General features: G+C 69.0%; 13 protein-coding genes and 1 riboswitch. Of the genes, 11 read left to right on the forward strand and 2 right to left on the reverse strand.

The features are described from left to right. Nucleotides 1–171 precede the first annotated feature (171 nt). The 10 genes from ACIBBB_RS31450 (at nt 172) to ACIBBB_RS31495 (ending at nt 10,067) form a co-directional block, all read left to right on the forward strand. Nucleotides 172–780, forward strand: coding sequence for a CDP-alcohol phosphatidyltransferase family protein (locus tag ACIBBB_RS31450; protein ID WP_189111764.1), 609 nt, complete (start codon nt 172–174; stop codon nt 778–780). Between the two features lie 110 nt (nt 781–890). Next, nucleotides 891–3,386 carry a sugar phosphate nucleotidyltransferase gene (locus tag ACIBBB_RS31455; RefSeq protein WP_398988038.1) on the forward strand — a complete coding sequence of 832 codons (2,496 nt, stop codon included), beginning with the start codon at nt 891–893 and terminating at the stop codon, nt 3,384–3,386. 97 nt (nt 3,387–3,483) lie between these two features. Further along, nucleotides 3,484–4,413, forward strand: a complete 930-nt coding sequence (locus ACIBBB_RS31460) for a DUF881 domain-containing protein (protein ID WP_398988040.1) — start codon at nt 3,484–3,486, stop codon at nt 4,411–4,413. After that, nucleotides 4,410–4,742 carry a small basic family protein gene (locus ACIBBB_RS31465; RefSeq protein ID WP_023543062.1) on the forward strand — a complete coding sequence of 111 codons (333 nt, stop codon included), beginning with the start codon at nt 4,410–4,412 and terminating at the stop codon, nt 4,740–4,742. The genes ACIBBB_RS31460 and ACIBBB_RS31465 overlap by 4 nt, the downstream gene beginning before the upstream one ends. A 5-nt stretch (nt 4,743–4,747) precedes the next feature. After that, nucleotides 4,748–5,554 (forward strand): DUF881 domain-containing protein, encoded by an 807-nt coding sequence (locus ACIBBB_RS31470; protein ID WP_398988042.1) that lies wholly within the window; start codon nt 4,748–4,750, stop codon nt 5,552–5,554. A gap of 85 nt (nt 5,555–5,639) precedes the next feature. Beyond that, nucleotides 5,640–6,554, forward strand: coding sequence for an FHA domain-containing protein (locus tag ACIBBB_RS31475; protein WP_398988282.1), 915 nt, complete (start codon nt 5,640–5,642; stop codon nt 6,552–6,554). A 17-nt stretch (nt 6,555–6,571) separates the two neighbouring features. Continuing rightward, nucleotides 6,572–7,324, forward strand: coding sequence for a MerR family transcriptional regulator (locus ACIBBB_RS31480; protein ID WP_398988044.1), 753 nt, complete (start codon nt 6,572–6,574; stop codon nt 7,322–7,324). Between the two features lie 53 nt (nt 7,325–7,377). Continuing rightward, entirely contained in the window at nt 7,378–7,851 is a 474-nt protein-coding gene (locus ACIBBB_RS31485) for a bifunctional nuclease family protein (RefSeq protein ID WP_031232239.1), read from the forward strand. Nucleotides 7,852–8,037: 186 nt separating this feature from the next. After that, nucleotides 8,038–8,604, forward strand: coding sequence for a MerR family transcriptional regulator (locus tag ACIBBB_RS31490; RefSeq protein WP_398988047.1), 567 nt, complete (start codon nt 8,038–8,040; stop codon nt 8,602–8,604). 56 nt (nt 8,605–8,660) lie between these two features. Then, nucleotides 8,661–10,067, forward strand: a complete 1,407-nt coding sequence (locus tag ACIBBB_RS31495) for a DNA polymerase IV (protein WP_398988049.1) — start codon at nt 8,661–8,663, stop codon at nt 10,065–10,067. On the opposite strand, the gene ACIBBB_RS31500 is transcribed toward ACIBBB_RS31495, so the two are convergent. Continuing rightward, nucleotides 10,064–10,471 carry a PRC-barrel domain-containing protein gene (locus tag ACIBBB_RS31500; RefSeq protein WP_398988051.1) on the reverse strand — a complete coding sequence of 136 codons (408 nt, stop codon included), beginning with the start codon at nt 10,469–10,471 and terminating at the stop codon, nt 10,064–10,066. The genes ACIBBB_RS31495 and ACIBBB_RS31500 overlap by 4 nt on opposite strands. Nucleotides 10,472–10,583: 112 nt before the next feature. Next, nucleotides 10,584–10,681: riboswitch (glycine riboswitch) on the forward strand. Between the two features lie 178 nt (nt 10,682–10,859). Here ACIBBB_RS31500 and gcvP point away from each other — a divergent pair. Next, nucleotides 10,860–13,745 (forward strand): aminomethyl-transferring glycine dehydrogenase, encoded by a 2,886-nt coding sequence (gcvP, locus tag ACIBBB_RS31505; protein WP_398988053.1) that lies wholly within the window; start codon nt 10,860–10,862, stop codon nt 13,743–13,745. A 138-nt stretch (nt 13,746–13,883) separates the two neighbouring features. Here gcvP and ACIBBB_RS31510 read toward each other — a convergent pair whose 3' ends face one another. Continuing rightward, nucleotides 13,884–14,090: a DUF5999 family protein gene (locus tag ACIBBB_RS31510; RefSeq protein ID WP_398988055.1), complete on the reverse strand. Its 207-nt coding sequence runs from the start codon at nt 14,088–14,090 to the stop codon at nt 13,884–13,886. Between the last annotated feature and the right edge of the window lie 96 nt (nt 14,091–14,186).

The following is a 14,186-nucleotide window of genomic DNA, read 5'->3' on the forward strand; positions in this document are numbered from 1 at the left end:
GGGGGACCCTGTGGGAGAGTAGGACGCCGCCGAACAATTTTTGTGGGAGTGCCCCGCACCGTTTATGGTGCGGGGCATTTCCGCGTTCAAGACCCCATGGCGTCCGCCGGCCATCCGTCCGGGTAGGGTCAGGGGGCATCATCGGTACATCCCCGCACAGGAGGCCCCCGGGTGGAGGTTCAGGAGACCCGCGTCCAGACGGACCGGGTGTTCACCATCCCCAACATCCTGAGCATGGCTCGCCTCCTAGGCGTGCCGCTCTTCCTGTGGCTCATCCTCCGTCCGGAGTTCGGCGGACCGAACAGCGATGGCTGGGCATTGCTCGTCCTGGCGCTCAGCGGCGTGACCGACTATCTCGACGGCATGCTCGCCCGCCGGTGGAACCAGATCAGCAACCTGGGGCGGCTTCTGGACCCCGCGGCTGACCGTCTGTACATCCTTTCCACTCTTGTCGGCCTGACCTGGCGCGAGATCCTGCCCCTCTGGCTCACCGTGGCGCTGCTGGCCCGCGAACTGATGCTGCTGGTGATGGTGGGAATCCTCCGCAGGCACGGCTATCCGCCTCCCCAGGTGAACTTCTTGGGAAAGGCAGCTACCTTCAACTTGATGTATGCCTTCCCGTTGCTTCTACTCAGCGACGGGAGCGGATGGCTCGCATCACTTGCCGAAGTTTTCGGATGGGCGTTCGCTGGATGGGGTACAACTCTCTACTGGTGGGCAGGGATCCTCTACGTGGTCCAGGTCCGCCGACTCGTCAGAGCGGACAGAGTGGCCGATTGAGCTCGTCGATGTGGCGCCGTGCAGTGTCGCCGGCCCGCACCTGATGCCTTACGGCCTGTCCAGATGGGTGACGTCGGCGAGACCGTCTCTTCAAGGAGGACGCTTCCGACATGAAGGCCGTCGTGATGGCTGGCGGCGAAGGCACTCGCCTTCGTCCCATGACCTCGAGCATGCCCAAGCCGTTGTTGCCGGTGGTAAATCGGCCAATCATGGAGCATGTGCTGCGATTGCTCAAGCGGCACGGACTCAATGAAACCGTTGTCACCGTCCAGTTCCTCGCCTCTCTCGTGAAGAACTATTTCGGCGACGGCGAAGAGCTTGGAATGGAGCTCACCTATGCCAATGAGGAGAAGCCGCTCGGCACTGCGGGGAGTGTGAAGAACGCCGAAGAGGCGCTCAAGGACGATGCTTTTCTCGTCATCTCCGGTGACGCTCTCACCGACTTCGACCTGACGGACCTCATCGCCTTCCACAAGGAGAAGGGCGCGCTGGTCACGGTGTGCCTGACTCGGGTGCCGAACCCGCTGGAGTTCGGTATCACGATCGTGGACGAAGAGGGAAAGGTGGAGCGCTTCCTGGAGAAGCCCACCTGGGGTCAGGTGTTCTCGGACACGGTCAACACGGGCATCTATGTGATGGAGCCCGAAGTGTTCGACTACGTCGAGGCCGACACCTCGGTCGACTGGTCGGGCGATGTCTTCCCTCAGCTCATGAAGGAGGGCAAGCCCATCTACGGCTATATCGCCGAGGGTTACTGGGAGGACGTCGGGACGCACGAGAGTTACGTGAAAGCCCAGGCGGATGTTCTGGAGGGGAAGGTCGACGTCGATCTCGACGGCTTCGAGATCTCCCCCGGAGTGTGGGTCGCCGAAGGCGCCGAGGTTCATCCCGACGCTGTTCTCCGCGGTCCGCTCTACATCGGTGACTACGCCAAGGTCGAAGCCGACGCCGAGATCCGCGAACACACCGTCATCGGGTCCAATGTCGTCGTCAAGACCGGGGCCTTTCTCCATCGGGCCGTCGTGCACGACAACGTGTACATCGGGCAGCACAGCAATCTGCGTGGCTGCGTGATCGGCAAGAACACCGACATCATGCGCGCCTCCCGGATCGAGGACGGCGCGGTCATCGGTGACGAGTGCCTGGTCGGTGAAGAATCGATCATCCAGGGCAATGTCCGGGTGTATCCGTTCAAGACCATCGAGGCCGGCGCGTTCGTCAACACCTCGGTGATCTGGGAGTCCAGAGGACAGGCGCATCTCTTCGGAGCGCGTGGGGTCTCCGGGATTCTCAACGTCGAGATCACGCCCGAGCTGGCCGTGCGGCTGGCGGGGGCGTACGCCACGACGCTCAAGAAAGGCTCCACGGTCACCACGGCGCGTGACCACTCGCGTGGTGCGCGCGCGCTCAAGCGGGCGGTGATCTCCGCGCTGCAGGCCAGCGCCATCGACGTACGGGACCTGGAGAACGTCCCACTGCCTGTCGCCCGGCAGCAGACGGGACGCGGCAGTGCCGGCGGCATCATGATCCGTACGACGCCGGGTGTGCCCGACTCCGTCGACATCATGTTCTTCGACGAACGGGGCGCGGACCTCTCGCAGGCCGGGCAGCGCAAGCTGGACCGCGTCTACGCGAGGCAGGAGTACCGCAGGGCCTTCCCGGGCGAGATCGGGGACCTGCACTTCCCTGCGAGCGTCTTCGACTCGTACACAGGCTCACTGCTCCGGAATGTCGACACGTCGGGGATCGCGGAGGCCGAGCTCAAGGTCGTCGTCGACGCGTCCAACGGTAGTGCGGGGCTCGTTCTGCCCAGTCTTCTCGGGCGGCTCGGGGTCGACGCGCTGACCATCAATCCGGGCCTCGACGAGGCACGGCCGACCGAGACCGTCGAGTCGCGCAGGTCGGGCCTGGTCAGGCTGGGCGAGATCGTGGCGTCGGCGCGGGCGTCGTTCGGGGTGCGGTTCGACCCCGTGGGTGAGCGGCTGTCGCTCGTCGACGAGCGCGGCCGGATCATCGAGGACGACCGTGCCCTGCTGGTGCTGCTGGACCTGGTGGCCGCGGAGCGGCGCAGCGGGCGGGTGGCGCTGCCCGTCACGACCACGCGGATCGCCGAGCAGGTCGCCGCGTACCACGGGACCCAGGTGGAGTGGACGACCACGTCTCCCGACGACCTCACCAGGGTAGGCCGGGAGGATTCCACGATCTTCGGTGGCGACGGGCGCGGTGCGTTCATCGTTCCGGAGTTCAGCAGTCTCCTGGACGGCACGGCGGCCTTCGTACGGCTGCTGGGCCTGGTCGCCCGTACGCAACTCACGCTCAGCCAGATCGACGCCCGTATTCCGCGCGCTCACGTGCTGCGCAGGGATCTGGCGACCCCGTGGGCCGTCAAGGGTCTGGTCATGCGGCGGGTGGTGGAGGCGGCCGGCGAGCGGGACGTCGACACGACCGACGGCATCCGGGTCGTGGAGGCCGACGGGCGGTGGGTGATGGTGCTGCCGGCGCCCGCCGAGGCGGTCACCCATCTGTGGGCCGAGGGACCGGACGACGCCTCCGCCCAGGCGCTGCTCGACGAGTGGTCGGCGGTCGTGGACAGCGCAGGTCAGTGACCTGATCGTGGGGTGCCGGAGGCGGCGGGCCGCCGTCCTCCGGCACACCGGTGGGGCCATTCGGCGGTAGCGACCGCGCCGTGCGACGATGTGCGGCATGCCGCAGCACCCCCCCGTTCGGAGCACACCCTCGCCACCCCCGCGCCCTGACGCGTCCATGTCGCTGCTGAACAATGTGATGGACCACAGCCTGGACGACGGTTACGCCGAGGCGGCGGCTCGCAGGGACGCCGAGGACGGGGGAATGCCTCGTACGCTCCGGGCGAAGCTCGGTCTGGCGGCGGGGCTCGTACTGGCCGCGCTGGTCGTCACCGTGGGCGCGGCCGAGGCGCGGATCGACGCGCCGGTCGTCGCCAAGGAACGCGAGGAGCTCATCGAGCGGATCGACGCCGAGACGTCCTCCGCGGACACCCTCGAACGCACGGTGGACAAGCTCCGTGACGAGGTGGGTGTCCAGCAGCGCGAGGCGCTGCGTGACCACGGCGGCGAACAGGGCGAACTCGTGGCCCTGTTGTCGGGCTCCACCGAGGTCGAGGGACCGGGCGTGAAGCTCGTCGTCGACGACGCCAAGTCCGCGGGCGAGACCGCCGACGGGCCCCGGGAGAGCAGCAACTTCTCGGACACGGGGCGGGTCAGGGACCGGGACATGCAGCAGATCGTCAACGGCCTCTGGGAGTCCGGGGCCGAGGCGGTGTCCATCAACGGCCAGCGTCTGACGGCCCTTTCGGCGATCAGGGCCGCCGGTGAGGCCATACTGGTCGACAACAAGCCGCTGGTGCCCCCGTACACGGTGCTGGCCGTGGGGGACGGGAAGAACCTCAGCACAGCGTTCCAGGACAGTGCCGACGGCCAGTACCTGCACTCGTTGCAGGAGAACTTCGGTGTCCGCACCAGCATTTCCGCTCAGGAGACGGTACGTCTTCCTGCCGCGCCGAGCCTGATCGTACGTACAGCAGAGCCGAAGGCCGCCGACCCGGGGAAGGGCGACGGAGGGGCCACGGCAGAAACAGGGAAGGGCACATCGTGATCGCGGTACTTGGCCTCGTCGTGGGAGTCGTGGTCGGACTGTTGGTTCGACCCGAAGTGCCGGCGGTGGTCGAGCCCTATCTGCCGATCGCCGTCGTCGCCGCTCTCGACGCCGTCTTCGGGGGGCTCCGGGCCATGCTCGACGGGATCTTCGTCGACAAGGTGTTCGTGGTGTCGTTCCTGTCGAACGTGGTGGTGGCCGCGCTCATCGTCTTCCTCGGCGACAAGCTCGGTGTGGGCGCGCAGTTGTCCACCGGTGTGGTCGTCGTGTTCGGTATCCGGATCTTCTCCAACGCTGCCGCGATCCGCCGGCACGTGTTCCGGGCGTGAGGCCGATGAACAGCGAAGAGCCTCCGCGGAACCCAGGGCCCTCGCAGACTCCGCCGGGCTCGCAGACATCGCAGTCACCCGAGCCGCGGCAGCAGGTTACGGGCCGTCAGCGGCTGGCCGCCGGCCTCTGGCCGCCGCGCGTCACCCGGGCCCAACTCATCGTCGCCCTACTGCTGTTCGTGCTGGGGCTGGGGCTGGCCATTCAGGTCCGGTCGACCAACGACGACAGTGCCCTGCGCGGTGCGCGCCAGGAAGACCTCGTACGGATCCTGGACGAGCTCGACGGCCGCACCGAGCGGCTGGAGGACGAGAAGCAGCGGCTGGACGACCAGCAGACGGAGCTGGAGACCAGCTCCGACCAGGCCGAGGAGGCCCGTAAGCAGACGCGGGAGAAGGAGCAGCAGCTCGGCATCCTGGCCGGTACGGTCGCCGCCCGGGGCCCCGGGATCACGCTGACCGTCCAGGACGCCGGCGGCACCGTCGACTCCGGCATGCTGCTCGACGCGATCCAGGAGCTGCGGGCGGCCGGCGCCGAGGCGATCCAGGTGAACGGGGTCCGGGTCGTCGCCGCGACATATTTCTCCGGTAGTGACGGTGACATCGAGGTGGACGGGAAGCAGATCAGTGCGCCGTACCGTTTCAAGGTGATCGGCAAACCGCAGGATCTGGAGCCCGCGCTCAACATCCCCGGAGGTGTGGTGCAGACATTGGAAAGAGAGCAGGCCACGGCCACAGTGGCGGCGTCGGAGGAGATCGTCGTGGACGCCTTGCGACCGGCGCAGCGGCCTGACTACGCTCGGTCGTCGTCGTAGTGGGGCGGGGGCGCATGCGGACACGGGGACCAGGGCAGAAGGTTCCGGGGGGTCGGCGCACATTCCGCATGGTGCGTGGTGGAAACTGTCTGATGGTTACGGACGTTGTGAAGATGTCCGAGTCGGCAGGTGTGTTCATTCAGGGTTCGTCCTGCCCCACGGGCGGGTCTGTTCAGGTCAAGGGGAATCGCCCGTGAAGTTGTTTGGGAAGTTGTTCGGCAGGAGTGCACGCGAGGACGGCGGTAACGCCCGCCATCGCGCACCGCGCCATGGCCAGGAAGAGGAGCGGGGCGGCGAGCGCCCGCTCTTCCGCGATGAGGTCGGCGGCCCCGGAGGGGACAATCCGGGCGGTCGCGGCGCGTCGTCTGTTGACCCCGCGAGTTCTGGCGGCATAGGTTTCGGTGGACCATCAACCTCAAGTACGGGTGGAGGGTTCCCCCCCGCTCAGGAGGGTCCGTCCATGTCGGCCTTGCCGGTTTGTACGAGGTGCGGGCACCGCAACACCCAGGACAGTCGGTTCTGCTCCAACTGTGGTGCGCCGTTGAGGGCGGGGGCTCCCGCGGAGCGCCCTTCGGAGACGACCTCCACCATCTCCATCTCGGGTCTTGAGGCGTACGAGGCGGAAGCGACCGGTCAGACGGCCGTCCCCTCGCTCTCGCCGGAGGCGCAGGCCGCGGTGGACGCGCTGCCCATCGGCTCCGCGCTTCTGGTCGTACGTCGCGGTCCGAATTCGGGCAGCCGGTTCCTGCTGGACGGCGATCTGACGACGGCCGGAAGGCACCCGCAGAGCGACATCTTCCTCGACGACGTCACCGTGTCCCGGCGGCACGTCGAGTTCCGCAGGAGCCCGGAAGGTCACTTCACGGTCTCAGACGTCGGCAGTCTCAACGGCACGTATGTCAACCGGGAGCGCATCGACTCCGTCGCGGTGTCGAACGGGGACGAGGTCCAGATCGGCAAGTACCGGCTGGTCTTCTACGCGAGCCAGCGGGGCGTGTGACCCCTCAGGGAAGGTCCATGCCGCGACCTCCGACGGGCGGTGCCGGCCACGGCACCGCCCCCACGGGTGAACCACTGGCCAGCATCGGCATGGTGCTGAACCAGCTCAGGGACGAGTTCCCCGAGGTCACCATCTCCAAGATCCGCTTCCTGGAGTCCGAAGGCCTCGTCGAGCCCCGGCGGACCCCCTCCGGGTACCGGAAGTTCAGCCCCGAGGACGTCGAGCGCCTCGCCCAGGTCCTGCGCATGCAGCGGGACCACTATCTGCCCCTCAAGGTCATCAGGGAGCATCTCGACGCCGTCGCGCGAGGTGAACGGCTCCCACTGCCCGCAGGTGCCTCCCAGGGGCCTCAGCGGGAGCTCCTCGGCTCCGCGTGGGACGTGGACCCCGCGCAGCCCACCGCCCCCAAGATCGGCCGTGCCGAGCTGCTGGCGGCCACCGAGGCGGCCGAGAGCGAGCTGGACGAGTGGGAGGCGTACGGCCTCGTCGCACCGATGGCGGACGGCGGGTACGACTCCGAAGCCGTTACCGTGGCGAAACTTGTCGCCGAACTCGGAAGATTCGGTCTGGAACCACGGCATCTTCGAGCCGTGAAAGCCGCCGCCGACCGTGAGGCCGGACTGGTCGAGCAGGTTGTCGCGCCCCTGCGCCGACACCGCAATCCGCAGACCAGGGCCCATGCCGAGGCCGCCACGAGAGAGCTGGCGGCGCTCTCCGTACGGCTGCACGCGGCACTGGTTCAGACGGCTCTCGGAGTCCGTCTTACCTGATCTTGGGGGAGTCCGACTACCCAAACCGACCGGGCACGTCCTAGGGTTGCAATGTGAACGAGCTCGACGTCGTGGGTGTCCGGGTGGAAATGCCCTCCAACCAACCGATCGTGCTCCTGCGTGAAGTGGGAGGCGACCGGTACCTTCCCATCTGGATCGGGCCTGGGGAAGCTACCGCTATTGCCTTCGCCCAACAGGGCATGGCACCGGCCCGACCACTGACTCATGACCTCTTCAAGGATGTCCTTGAGGCAGTGGGCCAAGAACTCACGCAGGTGCGCATCACCGACCTGCGCGAAGGAGTCTTCTACGCGGAGCTGGTCTTCGCGAGCGGTGTCGAGGTGAGTGCGAGGCCGTCCGACGCCATAGCTCTCGCTCTGCGCACCGGCACGCCCATCTACGGCAGTGACGGGGTGCTGGACGATGCGGGCATCGCGATCCCCGATGAGCAGGAGGACGAGGTGGAGAAGTTCCGTGAATTCCTCGACCAGATCTCTCCGGAGGATTTCGGGACCAACAGCCAGTGAGCGGTGAACGGTCGACGACCGTCATACCGGACTCCGTCCGCGCATTCGGCCAGCCGTTCCCGGTGACGGCCCATGGCAAACCACTCTCAGGGTGATTATCACTCGGCGTGCCCAGCGTGGCGATCGTTGACGCACCCGGGGGCACTGCCTACCGTCGACGGGGCAGGGTCAAGGACGGAGGTCGGTGTGAGCAGCAGCGGCGACGGTACGGCGAACGGCCCGTACCCGCTTCACGGCAGTACGTCCGACCCCACGACCGACACGGTCGGCTACCGGGGACCGACCGCGTGCGCGGCGGCGGGCATCACCTACCGCCAGTTGGACTACTGGGCGCGCACCGGGCTGGTCGAGCCGAGTGTGCGCCCCGCCAGGGGATCGGGCACTCAGCGGCTCTACAGCCTGCGCGACGTCGTCTTCCTGAAGATCGTCAAGCGCTTCCTGGACACGGGTGTCGCCCTCCAGAACATCCGGACGGCCGTCCAGCATCTACGCGGGCGGCAGGCGCGGGACCTGGAGCGCATGACGCTGATGAGCGACGGTGCGACGGTCTACGAGTGTGCGTCGCCGGACGAGGTCGTGGATCTCCTTCAAGGCGGTCAGGGCATCTTCGGGATCGCCGTCGGGGTGGTCTGGCGGGACGTCGAAGCGGCGCTGTCGCAGCTGCACGGCGAGCGCGTCGACACCGGCGAGACCCTGATCGGCCACAATCCCGCCGACGAACTCGCCCGACGGCGCCGCGACCGGGCCGTCTGAGGCAGGGGCTCCCCGGTCCCGGGCGATTGTCAGTGGCGTAGGGGAGCATCGGTCGGGTGAGACCCGCACCGACCATCCTGCATCTGGACATGGATGCCTTCTTCGCCGCGGCCGAGCAGGCCGCGAAGCCGAGCCTGCGCGGAAAGCCGGTGGTCGTCGGGGGTCTCGGTCCGCGCGGGGTCGTCTCCACGGCGTCGTACGAGGCGAGGCGGTTCGGGATCCACTCGGCCATGCCGATGGCCCAGGCGAGACGGCTCGCGCCGAACGCCGCGTATCTGGTGCCGCGCTTCGCCCTCTACCGCACGGTCAGCGAGCAGGTCATGGAGCTGCTCGGCCGACTGTCACCGCTGGTGGAGCCGCTGAGCCTGGACGAGGCGTTCGTCGACCTGGAGGCGGGTGGCTCGGCGTCCGACTCGGCGTCGGCGCGCGCGACGGGCGAGCGGCTGCGGCGGGACATCCGGGACGTGACCGGGCTGACGGGCTCGGTCGGGCTCGCCGGGTCCAAGATGCTGGCGAAGATCGCCTCCGAGCAGGCCAAGCCCGACGGTCTGGTGCTCATCGAGCCGGGCACGGAGCGTGAGCTGCTGGGGCCGATGACCGTACGGACGCTGCCCGGGGTCGGGCCGGCCACCGGTGAGCATCTGCGCCGGGCGGGGATGATGACCATCGCCGATCTGGCGGAGGCCGGGGAGGACGAGCTCGTACGGCTGGTGGGGAAGGCGCACGGCACGTCGCTGTACCGGATGGCGTCCGGGCACGACGACCGGCCGGTGGTGGCCGAGCGTGAGACCAAGTCCGTCTCCGTCGAGGACACCTTCGATGTCGATCTTCACGACCGGCTGCGGGTGAGGACCGAGGTGGACCGGCTGGCGGAGCGGTGTGTGCGGCGGCTGCGGGAGTCCCGGCACTCGGGCCGGACGATCGTCCTGAAGGTGCGGCGGTACGACTTCTCGACGCTCACCCGCTCCGAGACGCTCCGCGGGCCCACCGACGACCCTGTGGTGGTGCGTGAGGCCGCGGGGAGGCTGCTGGAGTCCCTGGACACCACCGGAGGGGTGCGGCTGCTGGGGGTCGGGGTGACGGGGCTGACCGACTACACGCAGGAGGACCTGTTCGCCCAGGCGGCGGCGGAGGCGGCGAGTGCCGCGGGTCCCGCGCACGAACCGGACGCCGCGGCGGCGGACGAGCCCGAGCCGCTGTCGCCGGCGCCCGGCGCGGACGCGGGCGCGGGCGCGTCCGCGGAGGCCGTCACCGAGCGGCACTGGCCGGCGGGGCACGACGTGCGCCATGCCGAGTTCGGCGCGGGGTGGGTGCAGGGAAGCGGGGTGGGGCGGGTCACCGTACGGTTCGAGGAGCCCACATCGGCGGTGCCGGGGCGGGTGCGCACGTTCCGTACGGACGATCCCGACCTGGAGCTCTCGGAGCCACTGCCCCTGGTCGCGGCACCACCGGACACGCCTTAGGGCGTGTCCCGGTCGCCGGGACGGGTGGTGTCGTCGCGGCCCGCCACGCGGCCGAAGTCGCGGTCGGCCGGGCGTTCCGGGGCCGCGGGCTCCGGCAGGGCCAGTTGGTAGTGGTGGTAGAGCTGGATCTCCTGGTCGGGGGAGAGATGGCGGCCGACCCCGAAGTCCGGGGCGTCCTTGATCAGGCCCCGCTCGTACGGGATGTGCAGGGACTCGTCGCGGTAGGTGCTGGGGGCCAGGGGCACGAACGCGTCCCGGCTGAACAGACCGGTCCGTACCGCCGCCCACTCCGGCACACCGGTCGCATCGTCCAGATACACCTCGTCGACGGTGCCGATCTTGTGCCCGTCGCGGTCGTACGCCTTGCGGCCGATCAGGCTGCGCGGATCGATGTCGGTCTGCACGGTCCCTCCAACTGGTCGCATATGCTCCCTCACTCTAAGAAAGGACACATTTGGGTTATCGGCCACTCGAAGACCCTGGCAGGAACTCGCTGGTAGGCTGGTCGGTGGCTGTGGACCCCATGCGGGAGAGCCGTCCGGTGAGACTGCCGGAGGCGCCGAAGGAGCAAATCCTCCCCGGAAACTCTCAGGCCCCCGTACCGCATGGACGAGGTCACTCTGGAAAGCAGAGCAGGTGTCGGACGGCATCCGCTCTCACCGACGGTGAAAGTCGGCCCGCTTCGCGGCGGACCGGTGAAACTCTCAGGTTGATGTGACAGAGGGGGAGGCCGTCCGGGCACCTGTGTATCGGTGCCCCTCGCAGGTCGCGCCAGACCAGGAGGCCTCCCGTATGACAGCCCATCGCACACCGCTCTCGCAGCTGGAGCGAGGAATCCCGTTCGAGCAGCGCCATGTCGGCCCCGACACCGCCGCGCAGGCGAAGATGCTCGCGCAGGTCGGCTACGGCTCGCTCGACGAACTGACCGCCGCCGCGGTGCCCGACGTGATCAAGAGCGCCGAGGCCCTGCGGCTGCCCGCCGCGCGGACCGAGGCCGAGGTGCTCGCCGAGCTGCGGTCCCTCGCGGAGCGCAACCAGGTCCTCGCGCCGATGATCGGCCTCGGCTACTACGGCACGTTCACACCGCCGGTGATCCTCCGCAACGTGATGGAGAATCCGGCCTGGTACACCGCGTACACGCCGTACCAGCCCGAGATCTCCCAGGGCCGTCTTGAGGCGCTGCTCAACTTCCAGACCGTGGTGGCCGATCTGACCGGCCTGCCGACGTCGGGTGCCTCCCTGCTGGACGAGGGCACGGCCGCCGCCGAGGCCATGGCGCTCGCCCGGCGTGTCGGCAAGGTGAAGGAAGGCGTCTTCCTGGTCGACGCCGACGCCCTGCCGCAGACCGTCGCGGTGATCCGCACCCGGGCCGAACCGGCCGGCGTCGACGTCCTCGTCGCCGACCTGGCCGACGGGATCCCCGCCGAGGCCGCCGAGCGCGGGGTCTTCGGTGTACTCGTGCAGTACCCGGGCGCGTCGGGAGCCGTACGGGACATCAAGCCCGTCATCGAGCGGGCGCACGAACTCGGCGCCGTCGTCACCGTCGCCGCCGACCTGCTGGCGCTCACACTGCTCACCTCACCCGGTGAGCTCGGCGCGGACATCGCCGTCGGCACCACCCAGCGGTTCGGCGTCCCCATGGGCTTCGGCGGACCGCACGCCGGATACATGGCCGTACGCGAGAAGTTCGCCCGCAACCTGCCCGGACGGCTCGTCGGGGTCTCCGTGGACGCCGACGGGAACAAGGCGTACCGGCTGGCGCTCCAGACCCGCGAGCAGCACATCCGGCGCGAGAAGGCCACCAGCAACATCTGCACCGCGCAGGTGCTGCTCGCCGTGATGGCCGGGATGTACGCGGTCTACCACGGCCCCGACGGGCTGCGCGCCATCGCCGAACGCACCCACCGCTACGCGACCGTCCTCGCCGAGGGCCTGCGCGCGGGCGGCGTCGAGATCGTGCACAAGGCGTACTTCGACACGCTGACCGTACGGGTGCCGGGCCGCGCCGCCGAGGTCGTGGCCGCCGCCCGCGAGGGCGGGGTCAACCTCCATCTCGTCGACGCCGACCATGTCTCGCTCGCCTGCGACGAGACGACCGGGCGCGCCCAACTCGCTTCCGTATGGACCGCCTTCGGCGTCACCGGCGACATCGAGGCTCTGGACGCCGCCTCCGGCGACGCGCTGCCGGAGACCCTGCTGCGTACGGACGACTACCTCACGCACCCGGTCTTCCACCAGTACCGCTCCGAGACCGCGATGCTGCGCTACCTGCGCAGGCTCGCAGACCGTGACTACGCGCTGGACCGCGGCATGATCCCCCTCGGCTCCTGCACCATGAAGCTCAACGCCACCACCGAGATGGAGCCGGTGACCTGGCCGGAGTTCGCCGCGCTGCACCCCTTCGCGCCGGCCGACCAGGCGCAGGGCTATCTCACGCTCATCCGTGAGCTGGAGGAGCGTCTGGCGGAGGTCACCGGCTACGACGCGGTGTCCCTCCAGCCCAACGCCGGTTCCCAGGGCGAACTCGCCGGGCTGCTGGCCGTACGGGCGTACCACCGCGCCAACGGCGACACCGGCCGCACCGTCTGCCTCATCCCGTCCTCCGCGCACGGCACGAACGCCGCGAGCGCGGTCATGGCCGGTATGAGGGTCGTCGTCGTGAAGACCCGCGAGGACGGTGACGTCGACGTCGACGACCTGCACGCCAAGATCGAGCGGCACGGCGACGAACTGGCCGTCCTGATGGTCACCTACCCGTCCACGCACGGTGTGTTCGAGGAGCACATCAGCGACATCTGCGCGGCCGTGCACGACGCGGGCGGTCAGGTGTACGTCGACGGCGCGAACCTCAACGCGCTGGTGGGGCTGGCGAAGCCGGGCCGGTTCGGCTCGGACGTGTCGCACCTGAACCTGCACAAGACCTTCTGCATCCCGCACGGCGGCGGCGGCCCCGGTGTCGGCCCGGTCGGCGTACGCGCCCACCTCGCCCCGTACCTGCCCAACCACCCGCTCCAGCCCGCCGCCGGCCCCGAGACGGGCGTCGGACCGATCTCGGCGGCCCCCTGGGGCTCCGCGGGGATACTCCCGATCTCCTGGGCCTACGTCCGGCTGATGGGTGGTGAGGGCCTCAAGCGCGCCACGCAGGTCGCCGTGCTGGCCGCGAACTACATCGCCAAGCGGCTTGAGCCGCACTTCCCGGTTCTGTACACGGGTCCGCACGGGCTGGTGGCACACGAGTGCATCGTGGATCTGCGTCCGCTGTCGAAGTCGACCGGCGTCAGCGTCGACGACATCGCCAAGCGGCTCATCGACTACGGGTTCCACGCGCCCACGATGTCGTTCCCGGTGGCCGGCACGCTGATGATCGAGCCCACCGAGAGCGAGGACCTCGCCGAACTCGACCGGTTCTGCGAGACGATGATCGCGATCCGCGCCGAGATCGAGAAGGTCGCGTCGGGGCACTGGCCGGCGGACGACAATCCGCTGCGCAACGCCCCGCACACGGCCGCCGCGCTGGGCGGGGAGTGGGAGCACGCGTACAGCCGTCAGGAGGCGGTCTTCCCGGCCGGGGTCTCGGCGGCCGACAAGTACTGGCCTCCGGTCCGCCGGATCGACGGTGCGTTCGGTGACCGCAATCTCGTGTGTTCGTGCCCGCCGCTGGACGAGTACGACAACTGACGGACGGCGCGCGGCCGTCGGGCGTGCGATGCGCGGACGGACGGCGTACGCGGCTCGCTCGGGGCAGCCGGGCGACGCACATGCGTCGGGGCCGGTTCGGAGTGAATTCTCCGGGCCGGCCCCCTTTTACGGACGGCTTCAGGCTGCCGTCATCACCTGCTCGCTCCCGGACGGCCGGTGCGGAGCGATGATCTGGCCGTCGGGCAGCAGCTCCCCGGTGTCCTCGAAGAGCAGGACGCCGTTGCACAGCAGGCTCCAGCCCTGTTCCGGGTGGTGGGCCGCGTGACGCGCGGCTTCCCGGTCGGCTGAGTCGGCTGTCGGACAGGCTGGCTGGTGCTGGCACATGGGTGGTTTCTTTCGCTGCGTCGTGGTGTGTGTCCTGCGGCTCGACGTGGTCATGGCCGCCCCCCGGTTTCTCTTGGTCCGTACCCCAGTGTTGCC

Source organism: Streptomyces sp. NPDC051217, assembly GCF_044455465.1.
GTDB lineage: Bacteria > Actinomycetota > Actinomycetes > Streptomycetales > Streptomycetaceae > Streptomyces.